Origin of the sequence: Rhodanobacter caeni (genome assembly GCF_039523575.1) — a bacterium.
In the GTDB taxonomy this organism is placed as follows: Bacteria; Pseudomonadota; Gammaproteobacteria; order Xanthomonadales; family Rhodanobacteraceae; genus Rhodanobacter; species Rhodanobacter caeni.
The window spans coordinates 102,225-125,089 of record NZ_BAAAFO010000004.1 but is presented as its reverse complement, the minus strand read 5'-3'; the positions used below and the strand labels follow the sequence as shown (position 1 = coordinate 125,089).

Below are 22,865 nucleotides of genomic sequence, written 5' to 3'. Positions count from 1 at the left end.
CGCCGACACTTCACCATGAAAAAAGCCCTCGCCCTTTTCGCCGCCCTGCTCCTGGCCGGCTGCTCCGCCCCCGGCGATGCCGGCAAGGATGCGCAGACGCTCACCGTGGCGGCCACCGCCATCCCGCATGCGGAAATCCTGAAACAGGTGAAGCCCATCCTGGCCAGCGAGGGCGTGAACCTGCAGGTCAAGGTGTTCGCCGACTACGTGCAACCGAACATGCAGGTGGCCGAGAAGCACATCGACCTGAACTACTTCCAGACCAAGCCCTACCTGGACGCGTTCAACCGCGAGCGCGGCACCCACCTGACCATCATCACCGGCGTGCATATCGAGCCGTTCGGCGCCTACTCGCGCAAATACAAAAGCATCGCCGACTTGCCCGACGGCGCCAGCGTCACCTTGCCGAACGACCCCAGCAACAACAGCCGCGCGCTGCTGTTGCTGGCGAAAAACGGCCTGATCACGCTGACCGACCCCAGCAACGAGATGTCCACGCTGAAGGACATCACCGCCAACCCGAAGCACCTGAAGTTCCGCGAACTGGAAGCGGCCATGCTGCCGCGCACGCTGGACGAGGTGGACCTGGCGCTGATCAACACCAACTACGCCCTGGCGGCCGGCCTGAATCCCACGAAAGACGCGCTGCTGATCGAGGACAAGAACTCGCCCTACGTGAACTACCTGGTCGGCCGGCCGGACAACCAGAACGATCCGCGCGTGCAGAAACTGGCCAAGGCGCTGACCAGCCCCGGGGTCAAGGCGTTCATCGAACAGAAATATCACGGCGCGGTGCTGCCCGCGTTCTGACGAAACACTCCCTCCCCTGCTTGCAGGGGAGGGCTGGGGAGGGGTCGCTCTTGATCTTCCCCGCCAGCCCGAGCACCCCCTCCCAACCTCCCCCTGCACGCAGGGGGAGGAGCAAAGCCGCGCTCAGCCCTGCGTCTCCGGTATCTCGAACACCTGGCGCAGATACGCCACGTACGCCGGGTCCTCGCACATGTTCTTGCCGGGCGAATCGCTGAGCTTGGCCACGGGCTGGCCGTTGCAGCGGATCATCTTGATCACGATCTGCAGCGCCTCCGGGCCCACGTCGTTGGTGAGGTTGGTGCCCACGCCAAAGGCCAGCTGACAGCGACCGCGGAAATGCGCGTACAGCTGCATCACCCGGGGGATGTCGAGCCCGTCGCTGAACACCAGCACCTTGGTGCGCGGATCGACGCGGTTGGCCTGGTAGTGCGCCAGCACTTTCTCGCCCCAGTCGAACGGGTCGCCCGAATCGTGGCGGGTACCGTCGAACAGCTTGCAGAAGTACATGTCAAAGTCACGCAGGAAGGCATTGAGGCCGTAGACGTCCGACAGCGCGATGCCCAGGTCGCCGCGGTATTCCTTCGCCCACGCCTCCAGCGCCGCCACCTGCGAATCGCGCAATCGCGGCCCCAGCGCCTGGTGCGCCTGCAGGTATTCGTGCGCCAGCGTGCCCAGCGGCGTGAGGTCGAGCTTGCGTGCCAGCCAGACGTTGCTGGTACCGGCCAGCTGGGCGCCCAGGTCCCGCTTGAGCGTGGTCACCACCTCTTCCTGCCAGGCGCGCGAATAGCGGCGGCGGGTGCCGTAGTCGGCAATGCGGCAGTCGGCGTAATCGGGGTTGTCGCGCAGCAGGGCGATTTTCTCCTGCAGCCGCCGGCGGCCTTCGGCAAGGTCGAGGCCGGCGCTGGTGCGGCGGAAATAAACTTCGTTGACGATCGACAGCAACGGCACTTCGAACAGGATGGTATGCAGCCATGGCCCGCGGATGCGGATCTCGATCTCGCCGTTGCCGGCTGCCGACGGTGCGATCTCCACGTATTTTTCGTTGAGCTGGAACAGGCCCAGGAAATCGACGAAATCACTCTTGATGAACCGCCAGGTGCGCAGGTAGGCCAGTTCGTCGGGGCGAAACCGCAACTGGCACAGCGCGGCCAGCTCCACGCGGATCTCGTCGATGCAGGACACCAGGTCGATGCCCGGGTTGCGGCACTTGAAGCGGTATTCGACCTGCGCCGCGGGGTACTGGTGCAAGACCACCTGCATCATGGAGAACTTGTACAGGTCGGTGTCCAGCAGTGAATCGATGATCATCGGATGCCCGGAGATTCGCCAATGCGTTCGCCCATTATCACCGCATGCGGGAGCCGGTTTTTTCGCCCCTTCGGCGGGCAAAGCTGCGGGCAAAAAGAAACCCCATCAGCCAGGGGAGGACTGATGGGGTTTGTCAGGCTGGCCTCCAGGGGAGGAAGGGCCAACCCCTCGGTGGCGGGATGTTGCTTGCCACCTCTGGTCGCCATCACGGCGATACACAAGGTTAGTGTGGTCACGGTGGCGGTGGTTCAAGGGCCGCCTCGCAACCGTTCAGGTCCGCGACAGCTGGGAACATCCACCTGGCCCCACTACTAAAATCGTCTGGATATTTTATCGGAGTCCGCTGTGAATTTTCTGCGATTTTTTGCCACAGGCCTGCTTTTGCTGCCGCTGCTGGCCCGGGCCGCGGAACTGCGGGTGGACGCTCGCCGCGGGAGCGACGTGTACCGCACGGAAGCGCTGCTGGAACGTCCCGACGTTCGCGCCATCACGATTCCCGACGACGTGGCCTTCCGCCGCACCATGCATTACCGTGCCGTGCCGTTGACCGCCCTGCTTCCGGGCATCGGCCTCGGCGACCACCTGCAGTTCACCGCGCTGGACGGGTTCGTGGCGGAAATCCCGGCGGCCGCGCTGCTGCAGCGCGGCGGCAGCGAAGCGTGGCTGGCGATCGACGACCCGGCCCATCCCTGGCCTGCACTGGGCGGTGGCCAGGGCGGCGCCGGGCCGTTCTATGTCGTCTGGACCCGGCCGCGCGCCGGCAACATCAGCCAGGAACAGTGGCCTTACCAGCTCGCGGCGATCCGCGTGCTGCCGGCGGCCGACGTCAGGTTTCCCGCGATCAGGCCGGCCGATGCGCTGCCGGCAGACAGTTCCATCCGGCGCGGCTTCGCGGTGTTCCAGCGCACCTGTTTCGCCTGCCATACGCTCAATGGCGAAGGCGCCGCCACGCTGGGGCCGGATCTCAACCGGCCCTACAGCCCCACCGAGTACCTGCGCGCCGACCTGCTGCGAGGCTTCATCCGCAACCCGCAATCGCTCAGGCAATGGCCGCAGGCGCGGATGCCCGCGTTCGACGAAAAGGCGCTGCCTGACGCCGACCTGGACGCGTTGCTGGATTATCTGCGGCACATGGCCGGACGCCGGCGAGCCGGCGAAAAATGAGCCGGCCGGGAAGCGCCTCGCGCATCACCGGCGGTGATCACGATCGCGGTGGCCTCGGTGGTCGTCGTGGTTGCGGCGGTCGGATGTCCCGCGGCCGCGGTCGTGGTCATGGCGGTCGTGGCCGCGCGGGTGATCGTCGCGGTAGGCAGGCCGGCGGCCGCCGCCATGGGCGTGGCCGCCACGCCAACGACCGCGATCGTCGTGGCGATAGCGCGGGCCGCCATACCATGTGCGACTGATGCCGATACTCACGCCGGGCGCGTAGCCATAGCCGTAGCCATAGCAACAGCCGTCATAGCCGTAATAGCCATCGTCGTACACGGGGGCGCTGCGACCGTAGTAGACGTCGCCCTGGTAGCCGTTGTTGCGCACGTAACTGTAGCCAGGGTCGTAGTAGCAGCCGGACAGCGATATCGCCGCAACCAGGCCCACGATGGCGATTCGGCGTTTCATGAGCGGTCTCCGCGGGAGCGATGCTCCACGGTAGACCGCGAAGCTTGAACCCGTACTGAGCCGCGGGACGTGCGGCGCGGATGCCGCACTCCCGCTTGCCCGGATCGTGAGCCGCTCAGCTTTTGCGCTTGCCCAGATCATTGCGCGGCGCCGGCAGCGCATGGCTCTCGGCCACGTCGCCGTTGCTGGCGATGTCGCCGGATACAGGAGGATGCATGCCCGCGTTGCCGCCATGCGCTTGCGGGTCGGCGTCCGGCCAGGTGGGCCCCTGGCGCACGCGTTCGTGCTTTACCTCCAGCAGGGCCTGGATGTGCGCCACCGCCTCTTCCGGGCTGATGTGCTTGACCGGAACCTCGACCGTCTCGCGCTGCGGTGGGGCCTGGGTGTCCCGCGGCTTGGCCGGCGACGACGTTTTCGCAGGCGACTTTGCGGCCGCAGGCCGGGCGGCCGGCTTGGCGGTCTTCTTCACCGCGGCTTGCTGCTCGTCGACCTTGCGGGTGGCCGGCTTGCGCGGCGCGGCCTTCGCGGGTGTGGCGGCATAGCTGGCGGACTTGCGCGCGGCGGCTTTCTTCGGCGCCGCTTTCGCGGCGGGCCGGTTGGCGGAAGCCTGTTTTGCCGAGGCCTTCCGGGCTTCGGCCTGCTGGGTTGCCGTGACCTGGGCGCGCGTCTTTTTCACCGCCGGCTTCTTGGTAGCGACTTTCCGGGCGGCGGCCTTCCTGGCCACCGGCTTCTTGGCGACGGTCTTCTTCGCCACGGCCTTCTTTGCGACAGCCTTCTTGGCGACCGTCTTCTTTGCCACCGTCTTCTTCGATGCGATTTTTCTGGCTGGAGCCTTCTTTGCCGCCGACTTTCTTGCGGCGGTCTTTTTTGCGGTTGAACGGGCCGCGGCAGGAGCGGCAGCCGACTTGCGCGGAGCCGGCTTGCGACTGGTGGCAGCCGCCTTCGATGCCGTCTTCTTGCGGGTGGATTTCGTCTTTGCCGCGGACTTCTTCGCTGCCGACTTGCGGGTCATAGCCATGCGTGGTTCTCCTGCGGATGATCGATGGGACCGCAACCAGTATGCACGCCCTCGCCGTGACAGGCACCTGAAGCCGCCGCTTCCGCCCCCTCAGAACGAGGGATGGAGCAGCTGGTTGAGGAAATAGGGCAGCACGCGGCCATCCATCAGCAGGGTGAAGATCACGCCGTAGGCCGCACCCCAAAGGTGGGCGCTGTGGTTGACGTTGTCCTGGCCGCGCCGATCCATGTAGATGGAATACGCCGTGTACAGCACCGCGTAGACGATCGCCGGCATCGGCACCACCAGCACCAGGATGCGTTGCCATGGCGCCAGCAGGATGAAGGCGAACAGCACCGCCGATACCGCGCCGGAAGCGCCGAGGCTGCGGTAATTCGGGTCGGCGCGATGCTTGAGGTAGGTCGGCAGGATCGAGAACACCAACCCGCCGATATAGAACAGCACGAAACCGAAACTGCCCAACCGCTGGGCGAAAAAGCCCTCCATCACCCGCCCGAAGAAGAACAGCGTGAACATGTTGAACAGCAGGTGGCCGAAATCCGCATGCACCAGGCCGTAGGTCACCAGCCGGTAGTACTCGCGCTGGCGGGCGATGGCCGGCGGCCACAGGATGAGGTCGTTCATCAGGCGCACGTTCTTGAACGCGAGATACGAAACCACACAGGTGATGGCGATGATGATCAGGGTGATCGGCATGAACGGTTCCAGGCGTGAAACAGGCTTCGGCATCTTGGCGAGAGCCGCGCCGCTTGTCGACTGCGGGCGCGCCGGGTGCGAACGGGCGGCATCGCTGTCGCGCACAGCCGCAGGTGGTTATGATGCGCGATGGTTCCCCGGCAACCGATCCCATGACTGTTTTGCGCTACCTGCATATGGACGTCTTTGCGGCCACACCCGGTGGCGGCAACCACCTGGGCGTGGTGATTGGCGCCGACGGCTGGAGCACCGCGGAGATGCAGCGTTTCGCGCGCTGGACGGCCCTGGTCGAAACCACCTTCCTGCTGCCACCGACCGCGCCGGACGCCAGCTATCGCGTGCGCATTTTCATGCCGCACAAGGAGATCCCGTTCGCCGGCCACCCCAGCGTCGGCAGCGCTCACGCCGTGCTGAGCTGCGGACTGGCGGCACCGCGCGACGGCATCCTGTGGCAGGAATGCGGGGCCGGCGTGTTGCCGATCCGGGTGGAAGGCCATGGCGCCGAGCGTGAACTGCTGTTGCAATCGCCGCCCTCGCGCATCGTGGCCACCGGCCACGAGGCGCATCCGCTGCTGGCAGCGGCGCTGGGCGGTGTCGAAGCCGGTGCGCTGCCGCCGGCCCTGATCGACGGCGGCCGCCGCTGGTGGCTGGCCGAACTCGCCGACGAGGCGAGCCTGCGCGCCTGGCAACCCGACCACGCGGCGATCGGCGCGCTGGCGCAGGCCAGTGACAGCATGGGCTTGTGCGTCTTCGCACGCAGCGCACACGCCGAGTATCAACTTGCCGTGCGCGCGTTTCCCGCTGGCGTGGGCGTGGTGGAGGACCCGGCCTCCGGCGCGGCCAACGGCCTGATCGCGGCCTACATCGCCCACGCCGAACCGCACGGCCTGCTGTCGCACGGTTACCGCGTCAGCCAGGGACGCGAGGTGGGGCACGATGCGCGGCTGGTGGCGCGTATCGACGGCGCAACCACCTGGATCGGTGGTCGCAGCCATACGGTGGTGGACGGCAGCCTGGACTGGATCACTCGCGACGCGTCGGAAACGCGTGTCGTGGAGGCGTCGGCGGAGCGGCTTGTCGGGCTGGGGTGAAACACCGGGCATCGCCTGTTCGTCGGCAAGATCGAGAGCGCCCTCATCCGCCCTGTCGGGCACCTTCTCCCGCAAGCGGGAGAAGGGACGCTTCGCGGCGTTCTTTCGCGATCAGCCCGGTCCACCCTCATGGAGGTGCGCGCGCCGCGCCGCCACCAGCGACAGCGCGGACCAGTCCAGCTCGGCGTCGCCGCCGGCCAAGGCTTCCAGCATGCTGTCGCGCACCACACCGGCAAACGGCAACGGCACGCGTGCGGCTTCACCGGCCGCCAGCGCCAGCCCCACGTCCTTCAGGCCCAGCGGCAAGGTGAAGCCGGCGGGCTTGAAGCGCTGTTCGGCAATCAGCTTGCCGTAGCCCTGGTAGGCCGGTGCGGCGAACAGGGTCTGGGTCATCACGTCCAGGAACTCGGCCGCGCTGACGCCGTGGGCGCGGGTCAGTGCGGTGGCTTCGGCCATGCTCTCGATCGCGGCGGCCAGCATGAAGTTGCCGGCGATCTTGGCGACGTTGGCGCGTTGTGGCGCCTCGCCCAGGGGCCAGAGACGGGAGGCCATCGCCTCCAGCACCGGCCGCACCCGCTCCACCGCCGCGGATTTGCCGGCGACCAGCATGTTCAGCCGCGCCGCGGCGGCGGCATCCGGACGGCCAAACACCGGCGCGGCGACATAGCCAAGGCCGCGTTTTTCGTGTTCGGCCACCAGCGTTTCGGCCAGCGCCACCGAGATGGTGGCGTGGTTGACGTGCACCGTGCCCGGGTCCATCGCGTCGAGCAGGCCGCCATCGAGAAACACCGCGCGCACCGCCGCGTCATTGGCCAGCATGCTGCACAGCACCTCGCCCTGCGCCGCGCGATCGGCGGTGCGCGCGGCCCTGGCACCCAGCGATACCAGCGGTTCGGTGGCTTCGGGCGTGCGGTTCCATACCGTCAAGGCGTGGCCGGCGGCCTGCAGGTTGCTGGCCATGGCGCTGCCCATTGCGCCCAATCCGATAAATCCCACTTTCATGAAGCGTCCTCGATAAGCGTGGCCGCGCAGTGAAGCACGGCCCACGTTCAGCGCATGCGAAATGCCATTACGCCACCATGCCGGCGGCCTGCCCCGACGCCCACGCCCACTGGAAGTTGTAGCCGCCCAGCCAGCCGGTCACGTCCACCACTTCGCCGATGAAGTACAGCCCCGGCACGTGTTTCGACTGCATGGTGCTGGACGAGAGGCCGGCGGTATCGACGCCGCCCAGGGTCACCTCGGCGGTGCGATAGCCTTCGGTGCCGCTGGCAGTGATCGGCCACTGGCCCAGTTGCGCACCGATGCCGGCCAGCTCCGCCTCGCGGTATTGGCGCATGGGTTTGCTTTCGAACCATTGCTCGCACAGCCGCTGGGCCAGGCGCCTGGGTAGCACGTCGGCCAGCACCGTCTTCAGCTCCGCCGCGGGCCGTGCCGCGCGCTGGCCGACCAGCCAGAGGGCGAGATCCTGGTCGGGCGCAAGATCGATGCGCAGGTCGTCGCCCGGTTGCCAGTACGAGGAGATCTGCAGGATCGCCGGCCCGCTGATGCCGCGATGGGTGAACAGCAACCCCGCGCGAAACGCCTGCCTGCCCACCCGCGCCTCCACCGCCGGCAGCGCCACGCCGGCGAGGTCGCGGTAATGATCGTGGTGCTTGCCGCTCAAGGTCAGCGGCACCAGGGCGGCGCGCGTGGGCAGCACCTCGTGGCCGAACTGGCGCGCCAGCTCGTAGCCGAACCCGCTGGCGCCCATGCTGGGAATCGACAGGCCGCCGCAGGCGACCACCAGCGACTGGGCATGCACTTCACCGTGCGCCGTCGTGGCGCTGAAACCGTGCGCCATCTTGCGTATGCGCTGCACGGCGCAGTCCACTTCGATGATGACGCCCGCGGCGGCGCATTCGTCCAGCAGCATGCGCACGATCTGCTTCGACGACTCGTCGCAAAACAGCTGGCCCAGCTCCTTCTCGTGGTAGGCGATGCGGTGTTTTTCCACCAGCGCGATGAAGTCGGCCGGCGTGTAGCGCGCCAGCGCCGATTTCGCGAAGTGCGGGTTGGCCGAGAGGTAGTTGGACGGCCCCGCGCCGGTATTGGTGAAATTGCAGCGCCCGCCACCGGACATCAGGATTTTCTTGCCGACCTTGTTGGCGTGGTCGACCACCAGCACCCGGCGGCCGCGCTGGCCTGCGGCGATCGCGCACATCAGCCCGGCGGCGCCAGCTCCAACCACGAGCACGTCGACATCGCGCACATCCCGTTTCATCCGGCCATCGCCCGTCACCCGTCACCCTGCACAGAGCGCGGCATTATCGCCCAGCGGCCGGCTGCTCTTACACTGGACAGCCGTTGCCGAGGAGTTGCCGCCATGCCTTCGTTTGACGTGATTTCCGAAGTCGACAAGCACGAACTGACCAATGCCGTCGACCAGGCCAGCCGCGAACTGGCCACCCGCTTCGACTTCAAGGGCACCGAAGCGACCTATACGCTGGACGACTACATCATCACCCAGGCCGCGCCCAGCGAGTTCCAGCTGCAGCAGATGCTGGACATCCTGCGCGGCCGGCTGGCGGCGCGGAAGATCGACATCCGCGCGCTGGACGTGGCCGAGCCGGAGACCAACCTGGGCGGCTCGCGGCAGAAGATCACCGTCAAGCAGGGTATCGAGCAGCCGGTGGCGAAAAAGCTGGTGGCCACGCTGAAGGCGGCCAAGCTCAAGGTCGAGGCGCAGATCAACGGCGACAAGCTGCGCGTCAGCGGCAAGAAGCGCGACGACCTGCAGCAGGCGATCGCGGTGCTGCGCGGTGCCGATGTGGAGCTGCCGCTGCAGTTCGACAATTTCCGCGACTGAAGCGGCGGACGGCCGCGGCCGGGTTCTCAGGCCAGCAGGTCGGCTGTCTGCGGGTGTCGCTTCATCCAGGCCGCCGCGTAGGAGCACGAGGGCCTGATTTTCCAGCCTTCGTCGCGCGCCGCATCGGTGGCGGCCTTCATCAGCGCCGACGCAATGCCGCGGCCTTCCACCGCGCCGGGCACGCCGGTGTGGTGGATGTTCATCACCCCGCCGGCCAGGGTGTAGTCGATGGCGCAGACGGCACCGTCGACGGTGGTTTCAAAACGACGGCCGGTGCGGTCGTGCGTGATTTCGAGATCCATGGCGGGCTCCACTGGCGGAAGCACAGGATAAGCCGCCGCGGCGGAAAACGTGCGTGAACAGCCGTCCTTCTTCGCGCCGCTTGAATGGATGCCCCGGCACACTGGCGTTTCCCCCGTCAGCCTGGAGCAATGCCATGAAGAAATCCGCATCGGCCAACTGGATCGGTGGCCTGAAAGACGGCCAGGGCACCCTTTCCACCGAGACCGGCGTGCTGCGCGAGGCACCGTTCGGCTTCAAATCCCGTTTCGAGGACGGCCCCGGCACCAACCCGGAGGAGTTGATCGGCGCTGCCCACGCCGGTTGCTTCTCGATGGCGCTGTCGCTGGAACTGGGCAACGCCGGCTTCACCGCCGACCGCATCGAAACCTCCGCCGAGGTGACGCTGGACAAGGATGGCGACGGCTTCGCCATCACCGCCGTGCACCTGACCTGCAAGGCCAAGGTGCCGGGGGCGGACGCGGCCGCGTTCGAGAAGATCGCGCAGGCCACCAAGGAGGGCTGCCCGGTGTCCAAGGTGCTCAATGCGGAGATAACGCTGGACGCCAGCCTGGAGGGGTGATTGCTTTCGCTCCCCCGCTTGCGGGGGAGCTGCCCGAAGGGCTGAGGGGGAGGTTGCGTTGCGCGGAGCAAGATCAAGAGCCCCTCTTGCGCCCTTCGGGCACCTTCTCCCGCAAGCGGGAGAAGGGAAACGTGGTCAGGCGGCTGCGGTCGCCGCCGTCGCCGCCGCCAATTCCCGGCGCCGACGCACGGCCTGATCCAGCCGCTCCAGCACGTGCAGCGAGCTGTCCCAGTCGATGCAGCCGTCGGTCATGCTCTGGCCGTAGACCAGCGGCTGGCCCGGCACCAGGTCCTGCCGGCCACCCAGCAGATGGCTTTCCACCATCACGCCGATGATGCGCCGCTCGCCGGCTTCGAGTTGCGCGGCAATGTCGTCGATCACGCGCGGCTGGTTTTCCGGCTTCTTGGCGCTGTTGGCGTGGCTGGCGTCGATCATCACCCGCGCCGCCAGGCCGGCCTTGCCGATCGCGGCGCAGGCCGATTCGACGCTGGCCGCGTCGTAGTTGGGCTGGCGGCCGCCGCGCAGGATCACGTGGCAATCCTCATTGCCCGCGGTGGCGGCGATGGCGGCGCGGCCGTCCTTGGTGACCGCCATGAAATGGTGCGGTTGCGAGGCGGCCTGCACCGCGTCGACGGCAATTTTCACGTCGCCGCTGGTGCCGTTCTTGAAGCCCACCGGGCAGGACAGGCCGGAGGCCAGTTCGCGGTGCACCTGGCTCTCGGTGGTGCGCGCACCGATCGCGCCCCAGGCCACCAGGTCCACGATGTACTGCGGCGAGATCATGTCCAGGAATTCGCAGCCGGCCGGCAGGCCCAGCTCGTTGATGTCGCGCAGCACGCGCCGCGCCAGCCGCAGGCCCTTGTCGATGCGGAAGCTGCCGTCGAGATCGGGATCGTTGATCAGCCCCTTCCAGCCCACCGTGGTCCGCGGCTTCTCGAAATACACCCGCATCACGATTTCCAGCGTGTCCGCGTAGCGTTGGCGCTGGGCCACCAGCCGGCCGGCGTATTCCAGTGCGGCGCGCGGGTCGTGGATCGAGCACGGGCCGATCACCACCACCAGGCGGTCATCCGCCCCGCCGATGATGCGGTGCAGGGCCGCGCGCGAGGCGGCGACGGTTTCGACGGCGACGTCGCTGGCGGGGCAATCGTCGATCACCTCGGCAGGCGTGCTGAGCGGGTCAAGGCTGCGGATACGCAGATCGTCGGTGGGCTGAGACACGGTGGCGGTTCCTTCGGTTGGTGCCAGCGACGGCCACAAAAAAAGCCGCCGGTGGCGCTGGCGGCTTTTCGGGAATGATCTTCGGGACTTCAAGATGATCGCGACTGCGCCTCCGCCAGCAATTTCGGATAGGTATAAAACCAAAAGTACTGGTGGGCGTGGACGCGATTCATGGCCGCTACAAATAGCACATCGTTTTTGATCGTGCAACGCACCATGGCGCACGTTGACACGCTCCCCTGATCGGCTAACGTCCCGTGACCGGCTTTTCCAGGGACTTTCGTGGCCACCCTCATCCCCACCCGCAACGGCTGCCTGCCGCGCATGACCGGCGGCGAGAAGCGCTTCTCCGAACGGCTGGAACAGAAACTCGAGGACGATTACCTGCTGTGGTACGACGTCCCCGTCGGGCTGAAACAGCTGCGCCCCGATTTCATGGTGTTCCATCCGCGCCGCGGCCTGCTGGTGCTGGAGGTGAAGGACTGGAAGGCGGACACCATCCAGCACGCCGACAAGACCCAGTTCACCCTGCTCACCCCGCGCGGGCTGGTGAAGGAGAACAACCCGCTGCTGCAGGCCCGGGGCTACGCCACTGAGGTCTACATGCAGCTGCAGAAGGACCCGGCCCTGCGCCAGCCGGCTGACGGCCCCCACGCCGGCAAGCTGGTGATGCCGTGGGCCTACGGCGTGGTGTTCGCCAACATCAGCCGCCGGCAGTTCACCGATGGCCAGCTCGATGCGGTGGTCCCGGCCCACCTGGCCATCTGCCAGGACGAGATCTACGAAAGCATCGAGGCGGAGGATTTCCAGGAGCGCCTGTGGGCGATGTTCCCCTACGTGTTCCCCACCGCGCTCACGTTGCCGCAGATCGACCGGGTGCGCTGGCACCTGTTTCCGGAGATACGCGTGGCCTCGGGCGAGGGCCAGTTCGGCCTGTTCGACCAGGCGGACGCACCGGTATCCAGGCCGCTGGAGATCCCCGACCTGATCCGGGTGATGGATGCGCAGCAGGAGCAGCTGGCACGCTCGCTGGGCGACGAGCACCGCATCATCCATGGCGTGGCCGGCTCGGGCAAAACCATGATCCTGGGCTTTCGCGCGATGCAGCTGGCGCGCGAGCTGTCGCGGCCGATCCTGGTGCTCTGCTACAACAAGACGCTGGCAGCGCGGCTGGACCAATTGATCGGCGAACGCGGCCTGGCCGAGAAGGTGCAGGTCTACAACTTCCACAAGTGGTGCCACCGGATGCTGGCGGCCTACCACGTGGAGCCGCCAGCCCGGGGCAGCCGCGACTTCTTCGCGCAGATGGTGCAGCGGGTGATCGACGGGGTGGACCAGGGCCAGATCCCGCGCTTCCAGTACGGCGCCGTGCTGATCGACGAAGGCCACGATTTCGAGCCGGACTGGTACAAGCTGATCGTGCAGATGATCGATCCGAGCACCAACTCGCTGCTGGTGCTCTACGACGACGCGCAGAACATCAACGGCCGCGCCGACCGGCGCAAGTTCACCTGGAAGAGCCTGGGCGTGCAGGCGCGCGGGCGCACCACCATCCTCAAGCTCAATTACCGCAACACGCTGGAGATCCTGGCGGTGGCGCGCAGCTTTGCCAGCGAATTGCTGCTGGCCCAGGACGGCGACGATGACGGCGTGCCGCTGATCGCACCGGAAAGCGCCGGCCGGCGCGGCGCGGTACCGGAGTTGATCCGGGTGGACGGGGACACCACCGAGGCAGCCGTGGTGGTGGCGCACATTCGCGACGAAAAGGCGCGCGGCCGCGCGCTGGACGACATCGCCGTGCTGTACCAGCACGACCGCCAGGGCCGCGCGATACGCGACGCGCTGCAGGCGGCCGGCATCGCCTGCAAGCTGGCCAGCGGTGAGGGCAAGGCCACGCTGTTCCTGGTGAAGGACAGCGTGAAGATCGTCAGCATGCATTCCAGCAAGGGCCTGGAATTTCCGTTGGTGATCATCCCCGGCCTGGGCGAGATGCCGAACACCACCGAGGACGAAGCCGCCGAGGCGCGACTGCTCTACGTGGCCATGACCCGCGCCACCGAGCGCCTGCTGCTGATCCACCGGCACGATTCGGTCTTCAGCAAGCGCATCCGCGACTCGATCAACGAGGTGCAGGGACAGCTGGATCGCGCGATCTGAGGCTGCCGCGTCACGATCCATCCACGCGCGTCGTAGCACTTTCCCACGGGAGCCTGGGCGTATCCGCGCCCGCGGTGCCGCATTCCACCTCAGGGAGAGCTGCATGAAAACCTTGGTTGAGGCCTACCGCCGTCAACTCGATCGGCAAAAGCAGAAAGGCGGCATCGGCTGGGTGCTGCTGTGGTTGCTTGGCGTTCCCATCCCGGTATTGATCGTGCTGTTCCTGCTGCGCGGCTGCACCTGATCGCGCGCGGGAGTTTCCGATCCAACCACGCACCGCGGGAGAACGACATGGCACAGGTGGAAATCGAGCGCACCGAAATCGTGGAGCTGAACCGCCCATCGATGAACTGGGGTGCCATCATCGCCGGCTGGCTGGTGGCCGTCGGCGTCGCCTTCCTGATGTATGTGGGCGGCCTGGCGATGGGTTTTTCCGTGTTCGATCCCCACGACGCGGAAGCGACGGCCAGGGGCATCGGCATCGGCACGGCGTTGTGGATGGTCGTCACCTGGATCGTGGCCTTGCTGCTGGGCGGGATGTTCGCCAGCTGGTTCGACAGCCGCGACGACCGCAACATGGGCGTCATGCACGGCATTGCCGTCTGGGGCCTTTCCGTGGCCGCATCCGCGCTGCTGCTGGCGCTGGGCATGGGCGGCGCGATCGGCAGCGGCGCCCGCCTGGGCGCGCATGCCCGCATGGCGCACGGCCAGCAGGCGGGGATCGATGCCCGCGTGCTGCTGCAGGCCCAGCTGATGCAGCGGCTGCGACAAGCCGGCGGCGCGGCCTCGGGCTCGATCTACGCGCCAACGACCGGCGCCATGGCGACGGCCCCGGCACGGCTGGACCCGCGCACCGCCAACGCCGCCACGATGGCCCTGATCGCCAACCGGCCCGACACCGCCAAGGCGCTGCTGACGGCCAACACCAACCTGTCGCCCGCCGATATCGACAGCAGCGTGCAGGATCTCGCCGCTCCCGCGGCGCGTGCCCGCAGCGACATCAAGGCCGCCGCCGACAGCGCCGCGCATTACATGGCGATGGCGATGTGGGTGCTGTTCGCCAGTTTGCTGCTGTCGCTGATCGCCGCAGCCATCGGCGGCAGCCTGGGTGCCGGCCACGTCCATCGGGTCTACCATGACCGCCGATACGCCCGCGGCACACCGTTGCACTGAGTGAATCGCCTTCCGCCGCTTCGCGAGGAGTGACGGATGGCGGGTATCCAGCGGTTTGCACGCCGGCTGCGATGGAGTCAGCAATGAGCACGTCGATCGATGTTCCCTGCGCGCATTGCCATGCGCTCAACCGCGTACCGGCCGGGCGGATCAGCGAGGCGCCGCACTGCGGTCGTTGCAAGAAGGCCTTGTTCCAGGGCCGCCCGCTCGAGCTGACCGCCGCCAACTTCGATGCGTTGGGCGCACGCGGCGACGTGCCTGTGGTCGTGGATTTCTGGGCGCCGTGGTGCGGCCCCTGCCTGGGTTTCGCCCCCGTGTTCGCCAACGCCGCCAGCCAGTGGGAGCCACGCGCACGGCTGGCCAAGCTCGACACCGAGGCGCAGCCGCATCTGGCCCAGCGCTTCAACATCCGCAGCATCCCCACCCTGATCGTGCTCCGGCACGGTCGCGAGATCGCGCGGCAATCGGGTGCGCTGAGCGCCACCCAATTGCAGCAGTTCATTGAAGGCGCGCTGGCGCGCGGCTGATCAGCACGTCGGCAGGCGGTCCCGCCGCCTGCCGATGAAGCCAGCCTGACCTTTGTACAGCGCACGCGGTACACCGCAAGCGCGGCGGCACGTTCAACCCCCTGTGCATGAAGCCGGCGCATCGATGGCGCGTCACGCAGAAACGGGCATCGACGCGCGGCGGGCACCGGGCACGACCACACAGGAGACCGTCCATGAAACGTCTACGCTGGATGAGCTTCGCCCTGCTGCTGCTTGCACCGCTGTGGGCGCGGGCGTCGGACGGGTTTGTCACTGCCAACGTGAACCTGCGTGCGGGGCCGGACGTCGACTACCCGTGGATCGCCACGATTCCCGCCGGCAGTCGCGTATCCATCCTGGGATGCACGGCGGGCTGGGGTTGGTGCGACGTCATGGCTTTCGGCCATCGCGGCTGGGTGATCGGCGACTACCTGCGCTACGACGATGGCACCCGACGCGTGCTGCTGCCCGCCTACGGCGCCCGAGCCGGCATTCCCATCGTTACGTTCGTGATCGACAGCTACTGGGGCAACTACTATCGCGAGCGCCCGTTCTACCGGCAGCGCAGCTATTGGTATCAGCACCCGATCCGGCACCGGCCGCCGCCGCGCCGTTTCCAGCATCCGCCGGCAAGACCCCGCCCGCCCGGGCACCGTCTGCCGCACCATTGGCAATCGCCCCCGCCGCCGCATCGTCGGCCTGCCCCGCCAGCGCACCGCCACCATGATTGAAGCGGGTGCGGTTCATCCTCGTCCCGCACGACCGGTCATACTGACGCGTGGACAAATCCCCAGCCACCGAGCCTGAAAGCATCGACCCCAGCGTGCACTGCGCGTCGTGCGACGCGGTGTGCTGCAGGCTCACGGTGATCCTGATGCCGGAGGATCACGTCCCGCAGTGGCTGGTCGATCACGATGACCACGGGATCGAAATTCTCGCCAAGGGCGACGACGGCTGGTGCGCCGCGCTCGATCCACTGACCATGCGCTGCACCATCTACGCCGACCGCCCCGCGATCTGCCGCAAGTACGCCATGGGCGGTCCCGCCTGCCGCGAGGAACGGCGCAAATGGTACGGAAACGCGCTGCCTACGCCGGTCGTCCTCGGCTAGGCCGGCGCCAGGCTCGACAGTCAGGCGCCTAGCGCACGAACGTGCTGGCCCGCACCAGGTACTGCACGCTGAACATCTTTTGCGCGTCCATCCATACCCGTTCCACGGCCAGGCCGGCGCGCTCGGCCAGCGCCGAAAAATCCTCGAGCGAGTACTTGCAGCTGTACTCCACCTGGATCGCCTCGTCCTCGCGAAAAGCCACGTGGGCCCGGCCGATCTTCACCTGTTGCGCGCAACGGCTCACGATGTGCGTCTCGATGCGCCCGGCCATCGGGTTGTAGTGCGCGCGATGGGAGAATTGCGACAGCACGAAATCGCTGCCGATCTCGCGGTTCAGTCGCGCCAGCATGTTCAGGGTGAAAGCGGCGGTGATCCCGGCGCGATCGTTGTAGGCCGCCTCGATCAGCGCCGGGTCCTTTTTCAGATCCACGCCGATCAGCACACCGCCGGCGTCGCCCATCTCGTTGCGGATCTTGCGCAGCAGGGCGACCGCCTCGCGGCTCTCGAAATTGCCGATGGTCGAGCCGGGAAAGTAGACCACCGTGCGGCGCGGCGCCCGCGGCGGAATCGGCAGGCGCAGTGGTTTGCTGAAGTCCGCGCACAGCGGCTGCACCGGCAACGACGGAAATTCCCTGGCCAGGCGCTCCACGCTCTGGTGCAGCGGCTCCGGCGAAATTTCCACCGGTACGTAAACCACGGGCGAATGCATGTGCCGCAGCAACTGGCGGGTCTTGTGCGCGTTGCCGCTGCCGTACTCCACCAGCCGCACGTCGCTGCCGAGGCAGTCGGCGATGCTCGCCGCGTGCTCGTCCATCAGGGCGATCTCGCGGCGGGTGAGGTAGTACTCCGGCTGCTCGCAGATCTGCTCGAACAACGCCGAGCCACGCTCGTCGTAGAACAGCCACGACGGCAGGCGTTTGGGCTTCAGGCCCAGCCCGCGTTGCGCGATTTCCAGCAGGCCGTTGATCGGTGGCTGGCGATCGTCGTCCTCGACGCCGCACGGTTGCATGGTGTTCATCGATCCTGTCCCAGTCGTAGCCCGGAAAACTGCCAGCGGGCATGAGGCGGAAAAAAGTTGCGGTAGCTGGCGCGCACGTGATCGCGCGGTGTCGCGCACGATCCGCCACGCAGCACCCACTGGCCGCACATGAATTTGCCGTTGTACTCGCCCAGCGAACCGGGCAACGGGCGAAAGCCCGGATAGCTGATGTAGGGCGAGGCGGTCCATTCCCACACGTCGCCATACATCTGGAGCCTGTCCCCGCCGCCGGTCGCGGGCGCCGGCTGCAGGCGCCCGGTGTCCTGCAGGTTGCCGGCAACGGCAAGCGGCGCGGCGGCCGATTCCCATTCGGCCTCGGTCGGCAGGCGCGCGCCGGCCCAGCGCGCGAAGGCGTCCGCCTCGTAGTAGCTCAAGTGGCACACCGGCGCGTGCGGCGACAGCGCCTGCATGCCGGCCAGGGTGAACTCGCTGGCCAGGTCGTCACCCCAATACAGCGGGTGGCACCAGCCCTCGCGTTGCACGGTGGCCCAGCCATCGGAAAGCCACAACCCCGGCTCGCGGTAGCCGCCCTCGCGTACGAACGCCAGGTATTCGCCGTTGGTCACCAGCCGGTTGGCCAGCGCATGCGGGTGCAGCAGCTCGCGATGGCGCGGCGTTTCGTTGTCGAACGCAAAGCCTTCCGCGTCTTGGCCGATCTCGACCAGGCCGTCACGGCCGGGGATGAAGCGCAAGGCCACCGGCGCACGCGCATCGACTGCCGGCGCCGCGTGGTAGGCAGGCCGCAGCGGATTGCACCAGAACGCATGCTTGATGTCGGTCAGCAACAGCTCCTGGTGTTGTTGTTCGTGTTGCAGGCCCAGCTCCACCAGCGCCGCCAGTTCGGCATCCGCCGTGCCTGCCAGTCGCTCGCCCACGGCATCATCGACGTAGCGCCGATAGGCGAGCACCTCGTCCAGTGAGGGGCGCGACAACAGCCCGCGCTGCGGGCGGGCATGCATGGGGCCGACCGACTGGTAGTAGGAATTGAACAGATACAGCCACGCTTCATTGCGCGGTCGCCAAGCTGGGTCGCGGGCCAGCACGAACTGCTCGAAGAACCAGCTGGTGTGCGCCAGATGCCATTTGCCGGGGCTGGCATCGGCCATCGACTGGATCTGCAGGTCTTCGGCGGACAGCCCGGCGCACAGGTCGAGGGTGCGCTGGCGCACGCCGCGAAAGCGCGCGGCCATGCCGACCGGTTCAACCGGCGATACCGCCACCGTCACCGCAGCCCGTCCCGGTACATGGCAGCTACCGCAGAAAGAAAGCCTGGCGGCGCGGCGAGGAAGGGGGCTCGATACATGCGTGAAGCATGCCGCCCCACGCGTTCACTTTTTGTGACACGCGACCGCCGGCAATGTTCCGGCATCCATCGTGACCCGGATGCATGGCGTCCTCATCGCAACCCCCGCAAAGAAAAAGCCCGGACCGGCCGGGCTTCTTCCTGGGGCGTTCAACCGACGGGTTCAGTCGCCGTAGTAGCCGTCGTCGCGGATGTAGCGCGTGTTGGTCGAGTCGGTATAGACCGTGCGGGTTTCGACCACGCGACGGGTGACCACCGGTGCGCTTTCGTAGATCACGGTGCGCGGCCGGGTGTACACCACCGGCGGGTCGTAATACGTGGGCCGCATGGCATCGCTGACCAGGCCCGCCACCGCGCCGGCGACGATGGCGCCGGCGACCCAGCGCCCACCGTTCCAATGGCCGCCGTGATAGCCGTGTCCATAGCCGTAACCGTGGCCGCCACGGTAGTAGTGCCCGCCGTAATGGCCGCCATGGTAGCCACCGTAGTGACCGCCATGCCCGCGCGCCGAAGCGCCCAGCGGCATCGCCACGGCAGCCATCACTGCCAGGCTGAGGGCCGCGAATTTGCCGGTAACGCCGAAACGCTTGGTCATGAGGTTTTCTCCGTAGTACGCCGCCATGCTCATCCGCGCACGCTTAATATGGACTGAAAGGTTCACTTTTTGATGCGCGCCGTATCCCACGGGTTGATACCCGGCTCGGGCTTGCGCCGGCGCAGCAGCCAGCAGCCGTGGATATCGGCGCGTCGGGCGAAATCGAACGGGATGCTGGGCGCGCTCCAGTCCTCGACGTCGAAGTGGGTTTCCAGTGCCTCGCGGTCCAGCCTGAAGCGGCGGAAATTGTTGGAGAACACGATCACGCCATCGCGCGTCAGCCGCTCGTTGCAGGCCTCCAGCAGCTTCACGTGGTCGCGCTGCACGTCGAAATCCTCGGCGCGCTTGGAGTTGGAGAAGGTGGGCGGGTCGACGAAGATCAGCCCGTAATGGCCGCGGTCGCGCTGCAGGAAATCCAGCGCATCGAACTGCATCAGCCGATGGCTGGCGCCGCTGAAACCGTTCAGCGCCAGGTTGCGCGAGGCCCATTCCAGATAAGTTGCGGACAGGTCCACGCTGGTGGTTTCCAGCGCACCACCGGCCGCCGCGTGCACGCTGGCGGTGGCGGTGTAGGCGAACAGGTTGAGGAAGCACTTGCCCTCGGCCAGTTCGCGCACTTTCGCGCGCACCAGGCGATGGTCGAGGAACAGGCCGGTATCGAGGTAATCGGTGAGATTGACCAGGAACTTCAGGCCGCCCTCCTCCACCTCGATGAACTCGCCGCGCTGGTCGAGCTGGCCGTATTTGGAGCCGCCCTTGCCGCGCTCGCGGGTCTTGATCGCGATGCGTTCGCGCGGCACGCCCAGCACCTCGCCAGCCACGCGCGCGATCTCGCGCAGGCGCAGGCGCGCCACCTCGGACGGCACTTCGGCGGGCGCGCGGTATTCCTGGATGTGCAGGTGATCGTCGCCGCCGGTGTCGCCGTAGACGTCGATCGCGGCGGCGTATTCGGGCAGGTCCTGGTCGTAGGCGCGCCAGCAGTGGATGCCTTCGCGCTTGAGCCGCTTGCGCAGATGGCGCAGGTTTTTTTCCAGCCGGTTCTTCAGCATCTGCGCGCCGGCCGACAGCGGCTTCGGCTCGCGCGGCGCCGTGTCGCGCGGCTTGAGGTCGAAGGTCAGCAGCACGGTTTCGAGCGCACCGTTGTAGAGCACGTAACGCTTGTCCGCATGCAGCTGCATCGCGCGGCCCAGCTCCACGTCGCCCGCCAGCACGGCGCCGCGCCAGCCGTTGAAATGCGTGCGCAAGGTTTCGCCCAGGGCGCGGTACAGCCGGGGCATCTCGGTGCGATCGCCCAGGCGCTCGCCATACGGCGGGTTGGTGATCACCAGGCCCGAGGCGATTCCTGCCGGCGGCCTGGCGTGGGTCACGTCGAGCCGGTCCAGGGTGAAGAACCCGGCGACGCCCGCTTCCTGCGCGTTGCGTTTGGCCGTCTGGATCATGCGCGGATCGGCGTCGCTGCCGAAGAACGCGCTGCGCAAGGCGCGCAGGCCGGTTTCGGCGCGCTGGCGCGCCTCGTCCAGCAGACCGCGCCACAGCGCGATGTCGTGTTGCTGCCAGCCGAGGAAACCGAAATAGTCGCGACGCAGGCCTGGCGCCACGTCGGCCGCCATCAGGGCGCCCTCGATCAGCAAGGTGCCCGAGCCGCACATCGGATCGAGCAGCGCGCCGCGGGCCGCGTAGATTTCCGGCCAGCGCGCGCGCAGCAGCATCGCCGCGGCCAGGTTTTCCTTCAGCGGTGCCTCGCCCTGCAGCTCGCGCCAACCGCGGCGATGCAGCGGCGAGCCGGCCAGATCCAGCGACAGCGTGGCGCGATCACGGCGCAGCCGCACGTTGATGCGGATGTCCGGCTCCTCGGTGTCGATGCCGGGCCTGTTGCCGTCGCGCTGGCGGAACTGGTCGACTACCGCATCCTTCACCCGCAAGCCCACGAACTGGCTGTGGTTGAGCTTGCTCAGCGCGGTGCCCGCGTCCACCGCGAAAGTGCCGTGCGCGGCCAGGTGCTCGCTCCAGTCGATCTGCTGCGCGCCGCGGTAAAGCGCGTCCTCGTCGGCGGCATCGAACTCGGCCAGCGGCAGCAGGATGCGGCTGGCCAGGCGCGACCACAGGCAGGCGCGGTAGGCGGTTTCCAGCGTGCCGGAGAAATGCGCGCCGGCCAGCGTCTCGCGCACATCGCTGGCGCCCAGCGCGACCAGCTCGTCGCGCAGCAGGTATTCCAGCCCCTTGGGGCAAGTGGCGAAATACGCGTTCATGCGGCAGCCGCCACGGTGTCGAGCAGCAGGCGGAACTGCGCCGCGATGGCGGGCATGCTGGCGCCCAGGCGATGGTTGTCGTCCAGCATCAGCAGCGGCAGGCGGCGTGCGGCGGCAAACGCCTGCACGTCGGACGCGGGACAGACGTCGTCGCGCCAGCCATGAATCAGCATCGTGGGCACGTCGCGGCGCAAATCCAGCGCATGCGCATAGCCAGGGATCGCTGGCGGCGTGGCCAGCAAGAGCAGACCGGCCACCGGCACCGCCAGTGACACCAGCGCGGAAGCGAACGCGCCCATGCTGGAACCGACCAATACGGGTGGCACATCCAATGCCTCGATCGCCGCCCGCAGGCGGGCGACGCGTGGCGCGACCGATCCGGCAAAACCGTGCGCGTCATCGGCGCCGTAATCGGGCCGCTGGGTCTGCCAGCCCAACGATTCGGCCAGCGCGGCCAGCGCGCTGACCTTGGTGGCATCCGGGCTGGAATCGGAGCCATGCGAAAGTATGACGTGGCCGCGCATGGCGGACTCCTGGGGCGGCATGATGCAAGGCGCGCATGGTAACAGGCGGCGTTTCCGGCCGGCCGCATGCGAAACTGCCGCGCATGAACCCGAGCATCCATGAGCAACCGCTGCCCTACGTGGACCTGCTGCCCGAGCGGGCCGCCGAGGCGGTCGATCTGGTGGTGATCCACTGCACCGAGCTGCCCGACCTGGCGATGGCCCGCGAATACGGTGAGCGCGTGCTGCACGCCAGCGGCACCGGCAACAGCGGCCATTACTACATCGACCGCGACGGCACGATTTGTCGCTATGCGCCGGGCGAGCGCGTGGCCCACCATGTGCGCGGCCACAACGAGCACTCGATCGGCATCGAGCTGGTCAACCGCGGGCGTTATCCCGACTGGTGGGATTCGCGGCGGCAGTCCATGACCGAGCCCTATCCCGCCCTCCAGATCGACGCCTTGCGCGCCTTGCTGGCGCAATTGCGCGGCAGTTTCCCCAACCTCACGCAAATCGCCGGGCACGAGGACCTGGATACGGCGATGATGCCGGCGACCGACGACCCCGCGCTGGAAATCCGCCGCAAGCTCGATCCGGGGCCGATGTTTCCCTGGGATGCCGTGCTCCGCGACAGCGGCTTGCTGCGGATCGGTGGCGACCACCCGTAGGTGCTCCCCAGACCGGCAAGTATTGCCGGTCACCTATAATCGCGCCTTCGTCATCGTCGCGAGCCT

The 22,865-nt window shown here is 67.4% G+C and carries 25 protein-coding genes; 12 read left to right on the top strand and 13 right to left on the bottom strand.

Translation table 11 applies throughout. The features are described from left to right. The first annotated feature begins 15 nt into the window (after positions 1-15). Positions 16-810, top strand: coding sequence for a MetQ/NlpA family ABC transporter substrate-binding protein (locus ABD017_RS13130; RefSeq protein WP_343883236.1), 795 nt, complete (start codon positions 16-18; stop codon positions 808-810). A gap of 123 nt (positions 811-933) precedes the next feature. On the opposite strand, the gene pncB is transcribed toward ABD017_RS13130, so the two are convergent. After that, complete coding sequence (gene pncB / locus ABD017_RS13125; protein ID WP_343883235.1) at positions 934-2,118, bottom strand: nicotinate phosphoribosyltransferase; 1,185 nt, start codon at positions 2,116-2,118, stop codon at positions 934-936. A 345-nt stretch (positions 2,119-2,463) separates the two neighbouring features. Here pncB and ABD017_RS13120 point away from each other — a divergent pair, with 345 nt between their 5' ends. Next, positions 2,464-3,282, top strand: coding sequence for a c-type cytochrome (locus ABD017_RS13120; protein ID WP_425543738.1), 819 nt, complete (start codon positions 2,464-2,466; stop codon positions 3,280-3,282). A 24-nt stretch (positions 3,283-3,306) separates the two neighbouring features. On the opposite strand, the gene ABD017_RS13115 is transcribed toward ABD017_RS13120, so the two are convergent. From ABD017_RS13115 to ABD017_RS13105, 3 genes are all read right to left on the bottom strand, one after another. Next, positions 3,307-3,735 carry a hypothetical protein gene (locus ABD017_RS13115; protein WP_343883234.1) on the bottom strand — a complete coding sequence of 143 codons (429 nt, stop codon included), beginning with the start codon at positions 3,733-3,735 and terminating at the stop codon, positions 3,307-3,309. A 115-nt stretch (positions 3,736-3,850) separates the two neighbouring features. Then, the gene (locus ABD017_RS13110) at positions 3,851-4,747 is read right to left on the bottom strand and encodes a histone H1-like repetitive region-containing protein (protein WP_343883233.1); all 897 of its coding nucleotides are present in this window, start codon (positions 4,745-4,747) and stop codon (positions 3,851-3,853) included. 96 nt (positions 4,748-4,843) lie between these two features. After that, complete coding sequence (locus ABD017_RS13105; protein ID WP_343883232.1) at positions 4,844-5,449, bottom strand: rhomboid family intramembrane serine protease; 606 nt, start codon at positions 5,447-5,449, stop codon at positions 4,844-4,846. 152 nt (positions 5,450-5,601) lie between these two features. Between ABD017_RS13105 and ABD017_RS13100 the strand changes: the two genes are divergently transcribed. After that, on the top strand, positions 5,602-6,540 hold the full coding sequence (locus ABD017_RS13100) for a PhzF family phenazine biosynthesis protein (RefSeq protein ID WP_343883231.1): 939 nt from the start codon (positions 5,602-5,604) through the stop codon (positions 6,538-6,540). Between the two features lie 111 nt (positions 6,541-6,651). Here the strand turns inward: ABD017_RS13100 and ABD017_RS13095 are convergent, their stop codons facing one another. Further along, positions 6,652-7,542: an NAD(P)-dependent oxidoreductase gene (locus ABD017_RS13095; RefSeq protein WP_343883230.1), complete on the bottom strand. Its 891-nt coding sequence runs from the start codon at positions 7,540-7,542 to the stop codon at positions 6,652-6,654. 67 nt (positions 7,543-7,609) lie between these two features. Beyond that, positions 7,610-8,803, bottom strand: coding sequence for a BaiN/RdsA family NAD(P)/FAD-dependent oxidoreductase (locus ABD017_RS13090; RefSeq protein WP_343883229.1), 1,194 nt, complete (start codon positions 8,801-8,803; stop codon positions 7,610-7,612). Between the two features lie 102 nt (positions 8,804-8,905). Here ABD017_RS13090 and ABD017_RS13085 point away from each other — a divergent pair, with 102 nt between their 5' ends. Further along, the gene (locus tag ABD017_RS13085) at positions 8,906-9,388 is read left to right on the top strand and encodes a YajQ family cyclic di-GMP-binding protein (protein WP_343883228.1); all 483 of its coding nucleotides are present in this window, start codon (positions 8,906-8,908) and stop codon (positions 9,386-9,388) included. Between the two features lie 26 nt (positions 9,389-9,414). Here the strand turns inward: ABD017_RS13085 and ABD017_RS13080 are convergent, their stop codons facing one another. Continuing rightward, entirely contained in the window at positions 9,415-9,690 is a 276-nt protein-coding gene (locus tag ABD017_RS13080) for a GNAT family N-acetyltransferase (protein WP_343883227.1), read from the bottom strand. A gap of 134 nt (positions 9,691-9,824) precedes the next feature. Between ABD017_RS13080 and ABD017_RS13075 the strand changes: the two genes are divergently transcribed. Next, complete coding sequence (locus tag ABD017_RS13075) at positions 9,825-10,250, top strand: OsmC family protein (protein ID WP_343883226.1); 426 nt, start codon at positions 9,825-9,827, stop codon at positions 10,248-10,250. A 135-nt stretch (positions 10,251-10,385) separates the two neighbouring features. On the opposite strand, the gene ABD017_RS13070 is transcribed toward ABD017_RS13075, so the two are convergent. Continuing rightward, a complete protein-coding gene (locus ABD017_RS13070) occupies positions 10,386-11,471 on the bottom strand; it encodes a 3-deoxy-7-phosphoheptulonate synthase (protein WP_343883225.1) in 1,086 nt (361 codons plus the stop codon). A gap of 282 nt (positions 11,472-11,753) precedes the next feature. On the opposite strand from ABD017_RS13070, the gene ABD017_RS13065 reads away from it, so the two are divergent. The 6 genes from ABD017_RS13065 (at position 11,754) to ABD017_RS13040 (ending at position 16,439) form a co-directional block, all read left to right on the top strand. After that, positions 11,754-13,628 carry a DEAD/DEAH box helicase gene (locus ABD017_RS13065; RefSeq protein WP_343883224.1) on the top strand — a complete coding sequence of 625 codons (1,875 nt, stop codon included), beginning with the start codon at positions 11,754-11,756 and terminating at the stop codon, positions 13,626-13,628. 103 nt (positions 13,629-13,731) lie between these two features. Then, on the top strand, positions 13,732-13,872 hold the full coding sequence (locus tag ABD017_RS13060) for a hypothetical protein (protein WP_343883223.1): 141 nt from the start codon (positions 13,732-13,734) through the stop codon (positions 13,870-13,872). Between the two features lie 47 nt (positions 13,873-13,919). After that, a complete protein-coding gene (locus ABD017_RS13055) occupies positions 13,920-14,801 on the top strand; it encodes a hypothetical protein (protein WP_343883222.1) in 882 nt (293 codons plus the stop codon). Positions 14,802-14,884: 83 nt separating this feature from the next. Next, a complete protein-coding gene (gene trxC, locus ABD017_RS13050) occupies positions 14,885-15,328 on the top strand; it encodes a thioredoxin TrxC (protein WP_343883221.1) in 444 nt (147 codons plus the stop codon). Between the two features lie 194 nt (positions 15,329-15,522). Further along, positions 15,523-16,059, top strand: a complete 537-nt coding sequence (locus tag ABD017_RS13045; RefSeq protein WP_343883220.1) for an SH3 domain-containing protein — start codon at positions 15,523-15,525, stop codon at positions 16,057-16,059. Positions 16,060-16,106: 47 nt separating this feature from the next. Further along, positions 16,107-16,439 (top strand): YkgJ family cysteine cluster protein, encoded by a 333-nt coding sequence (locus ABD017_RS13040; protein ID WP_343883219.1) that lies wholly within the window; start codon positions 16,107-16,109, stop codon positions 16,437-16,439. A gap of 28 nt (positions 16,440-16,467) precedes the next feature. Here ABD017_RS13040 and egtD read toward each other — a convergent pair whose 3' ends face one another. The 5 genes from egtD to ABD017_RS13015 all read right to left on the bottom strand — a co-directional run bounded on the left by egtD (position 16,468) and on the right by ABD017_RS13015 (position 22,149). Then, entirely contained in the window at positions 16,468-17,457 is a 990-nt protein-coding gene (gene egtD, locus ABD017_RS13035) for an L-histidine N(alpha)-methyltransferase (RefSeq protein WP_343883218.1), read from the bottom strand. Further along, on the bottom strand, positions 17,454-18,668 hold the full coding sequence (gene egtB, locus ABD017_RS13030) for an ergothioneine biosynthesis protein EgtB (RefSeq protein ID WP_343883217.1): 1,215 nt from the start codon (positions 18,666-18,668) through the stop codon (positions 17,454-17,456). The genes egtD and egtB overlap by 4 nt, the downstream gene beginning before the upstream one ends. A 276-nt stretch (positions 18,669-18,944) precedes the next feature. After that, positions 18,945-19,376 (bottom strand): hypothetical protein, encoded by a 432-nt coding sequence (locus tag ABD017_RS13025; RefSeq protein WP_343883216.1) that lies wholly within the window; start codon positions 19,374-19,376, stop codon positions 18,945-18,947. Between the two features lie 62 nt (positions 19,377-19,438). After that, a complete protein-coding gene (gene rlmKL / locus ABD017_RS13020) occupies positions 19,439-21,625 on the bottom strand; it encodes a bifunctional 23S rRNA (guanine(2069)-N(7))-methyltransferase RlmK/23S rRNA (guanine(2445)-N(2))-methyltransferase RlmL (RefSeq protein ID WP_343883215.1) in 2,187 nt (728 codons plus the stop codon). Next, entirely contained in the window at positions 21,622-22,149 is a 528-nt protein-coding gene (locus tag ABD017_RS13015) for an alpha/beta hydrolase (RefSeq protein WP_343883214.1), read from the bottom strand. The genes rlmKL and ABD017_RS13015 overlap by 4 nt, the downstream gene beginning before the upstream one ends. An 83-nt stretch (positions 22,150-22,232) precedes the next feature. On the opposite strand from ABD017_RS13015, the gene ABD017_RS13010 reads away from it, so the two are divergent. Next, positions 22,233-22,799 (top strand): N-acetylmuramoyl-L-alanine amidase, encoded by a 567-nt coding sequence (locus ABD017_RS13010; protein ID WP_343883213.1) that lies wholly within the window; start codon positions 22,233-22,235, stop codon positions 22,797-22,799. The last annotated feature ends 66 nt before the right edge of the window (positions 22,800-22,865 follow it).

Bases quoted from the DNA above. Each gene is read 5' to 3' on its own strand.
- ABD017_RS13095 (WP_343883230.1), bottom strand. From the start codon at position 7,542: ATGAAAGTGGGATTTATCGGATTGGGCGCAATGGGCAGCGCCATGGCC.
- ABD017_RS13075 (WP_343883226.1), top strand. From the start codon at position 9,825: ATGAAGAAATCCGCATCGGCCAACTGGATCGGTGGCCTGAAAGACGGC.
- ABD017_RS13105 (WP_343883232.1), bottom strand. From the start codon at position 5,449: ATGCCGATCACCCTGATCATCATCGCCATCACCTGTGTGGTTTCGTAT.
- ABD017_RS13110 (WP_343883233.1), bottom strand. From the start codon at position 4,747: ATGACCCGCAAGTCGGCAGCGAAGAAGTCCGCGGCAAAGACGAAATCC.
- ABD017_RS13015 (WP_343883214.1), bottom strand. From the start codon at position 22,149: ATGCGCGGCCACGTCATACTTTCGCATGGCTCCGATTCCAGCCCGGAT.
- pncB (WP_343883235.1), bottom strand. From the start codon at position 2,118: ATGATCATCGATTCACTGCTGGACACCGACCTGTACAAGTTCTCCATG.
- egtD (WP_343883218.1), bottom strand. From the start codon at position 17,457: ATGAACACCATGCAACCGTGCGGCGTCGAGGACGACGATCGCCAGCCA.
- ABD017_RS13060 (WP_343883223.1), top strand. From the start codon at position 13,732: ATGAAAACCTTGGTTGAGGCCTACCGCCGTCAACTCGATCGGCAAAAG.
- ABD017_RS13090 (WP_343883229.1), bottom strand. From the start codon at position 8,803: ATGAAACGGGATGTGCGCGATGTCGACGTGCTCGTGGTTGGAGCTGGC.
- ABD017_RS13085 (WP_343883228.1), top strand. From the start codon at position 8,906: ATGCCTTCGTTTGACGTGATTTCCGAAGTCGACAAGCACGAACTGACC.
- ABD017_RS13055 (WP_343883222.1), top strand. From the start codon at position 13,920: ATGGCACAGGTGGAAATCGAGCGCACCGAAATCGTGGAGCTGAACCGC.
- trxC (WP_343883221.1), top strand. From the start codon at position 14,885: ATGAGCACGTCGATCGATGTTCCCTGCGCGCATTGCCATGCGCTCAAC.
- ABD017_RS13025 (WP_343883216.1), bottom strand. From the start codon at position 19,376: ATGACCAAGCGTTTCGGCGTTACCGGCAAATTCGCGGCCCTCAGCCTG.
- ABD017_RS13080 (WP_343883227.1), bottom strand. From the start codon at position 9,690: ATGGATCTCGAAATCACGCACGACCGCACCGGCCGTCGTTTTGAAACC.
- ABD017_RS13045 (WP_343883220.1), top strand. From the start codon at position 15,523: ATGAAACGTCTACGCTGGATGAGCTTCGCCCTGCTGCTGCTTGCACCG.
- ABD017_RS13010 (WP_343883213.1), top strand. From the start codon at position 22,233: ATGAACCCGAGCATCCATGAGCAACCGCTGCCCTACGTGGACCTGCTG.
- ABD017_RS13130 (WP_343883236.1), top strand. From the start codon at position 16: ATGAAAAAAGCCCTCGCCCTTTTCGCCGCCCTGCTCCTGGCCGGCTGC.
- egtB (WP_343883217.1), bottom strand. From the start codon at position 18,668: ATGGCCGCGCGCTTTCGCGGCGTGCGCCAGCGCACCCTCGACCTGTGC.
- rlmKL (WP_343883215.1), bottom strand. From the start codon at position 21,625: ATGAACGCGTATTTCGCCACTTGCCCCAAGGGGCTGGAATACCTGCTG.
- ABD017_RS13100 (WP_343883231.1), top strand. From the start codon at position 5,602: ATGACTGTTTTGCGCTACCTGCATATGGACGTCTTTGCGGCCACACCC.
- ABD017_RS13115 (WP_343883234.1), bottom strand. From the start codon at position 3,735: ATGAAACGCCGAATCGCCATCGTGGGCCTGGTTGCGGCGATATCGCTG.